The sequence below is a fragment of the Micromonospora sp. KC721 genome (assembly GCF_004348355.1).
Lineage (GTDB): Bacteria > Actinomycetota > Actinomycetes > Mycobacteriales > Micromonosporaceae > Micromonospora.
In genome coordinates this window covers 1-1,814 of sequence record NZ_SMJY01000373.1, presented here as the reverse complement: position 1 = coordinate 1,814, position 1,814 = coordinate 1, and the positions used below count along the sequence as shown (strand labels likewise).

Annotated in this window: 1 protein-coding gene; it reads left to right on the top strand. The window is 65.3% G+C overall.

From position 1 onward, the window contains the following. A partial coding sequence (locus tag E1182_RS30415; protein ID WP_132271171.1) for a CocE/NonD family hydrolase occupies positions 1 to 659 on the top strand: 659 nt, incomplete at its 5' end. Positions 660 to 1,814 lie beyond the last annotated feature (1,155 nt).

Sequence of the window (1,814 nt, the reverse complement as noted above, 5' to 3'; positions counted from 1 at the left end):
CATCTGCTCCGCCCGGTGCAACCGACGGATCTCCGCCCAGTCCTCCACGCTCAGCACCTCCCGATGCTTCCGGAGGGGGTCAAAATTCAGCCGGAACCACGGGGTCAGTTTTCAGGCGGAGCCGACACCGCGATGTCTTCACCTACGACCCCAATGACCCCACGCCCGCGCTCGGCGGTCCTCGACTCGCCGCCGCAGCAGCCGGGCGACAGGACAACCGACGCCTGGAAGCGCGACCGGATGTACGCACCTACACCAGCGATCCGCTCGACGCCGTGGTCGAGGTGCTCGGCCCCGTCACCGCGACGGTATACGTCAGCGCGTCGGGGGACCACTTCGACATCTTCGTACGCTTGTGTGACGTAGACACATCCGGCCGCTCATGGAACGTGTGCGACGGGCTCACCCGGGTGAGCGCGAGCACAGCGGATACCTCCGGCGTCCGGCGAGTCGAGGTCACCCTGTGGCCAACGGCCTACCACTTCAAGCCGGGGCACCGCATCCGCATCCAGATCAGTGGAGGAGCGCATCCGCGTTTCGCACGCAACCCCGGAACAGGTGCCGCGCTCGGAGAACCGAGCGACCTGGTGCCCGTACGACTTGAGATTCACACGTCACCGCTGTACGAGTCGGCGATCGCCCTCTCCGTAGCGCCCTGACGCTGTTCCTGCGGCACCCGCAGCTCGGGTGGCGGCTACGCCGTGTGTCAGCTCTGCTGACCACGAACGCCGTGCCGATGTCCAGGCCACCCCGCACCCGGTGCGCGCAAACCCAATCGACATAGCATCTTTCCTTTCGTCATTTTGGGCCCGCTGACATGAAGCAGGCCACATCGGCTCATTCCGGGTGGAATGCGGCGTCCGTCAGCGGGCCCCCGAGACAGGCATAGCCACTTTTCTATGTGGGCGCTAACATTGAGGGTCGAATCTCGGCCCGCACGTCAACCGTCAATGCGGCACCCGGGTTGGGTGCGCAGCTCCCCCGCGGCGCCGGGTCGCCCGGCACCCGACATGCGGCTCGACGGGACCCGCGGCGCTGCCACATCAGGCCCGGACGAGCGATGACCGGCTGCCCGCCGGTCGGTTACACGTTCGTATCCAACGAGTTGCGGCACATCCTCAGCGATCAGCGTGGGGCGAGTCAACACCCCCGCTTCGCAACTGTGGCAGGTTGCGGAGATCGTCACCGCCAGCAACCACAAGCAAGGAAATCCCTGCCTGAAGCCTTGATCGAAGAAATTGAGATCCAGTCCGACGCGATCACCCTGCTCGTCCGACTGCTCACCGACCTCAGCACCCCGGCCCAAGATGCCGACCCACGCGGCCAGCGACCATCCCGGTCCCGCTCCGCCACCGGCCCACCTCGACGGAAGCTGCAGCGAGCCGCGCAGGCGCAGGCCGCCCTCCGCCGGTTGCACCGGTGGCAAAGTATTGACGGCCGCGCCAGGCGCACCTAACCTGTGCCCTTAACGTCAGAGTTGTGAACGCTAACACACAATCGAAACATCCATGACTTCATGAGGGCGCTGACCAAGCGTCAGCGCCAACGGCTCCCCTGGTCCTGCCTTTCGCTCCACCATCTTGAAGACGCCCTACATGAGCAGGCCCGCCGGGCAAGCGTCTCAACATCGTCGGCGCTTCCACTGCCGACTTCGCCCCGCTGGAACAGCACACCTGCGGCGCGGCCACTAGGGCCTGTGTCGAAGTCGGTGCCAGGGCTTGAGGTGGCTTGAAGATCTTCGCGTGTCGGAGATCGAAAACGAGTGAGGTCTCCGGTAGATGGTTCAGCGACCAAGCAGAACCTGAAAACCGGAG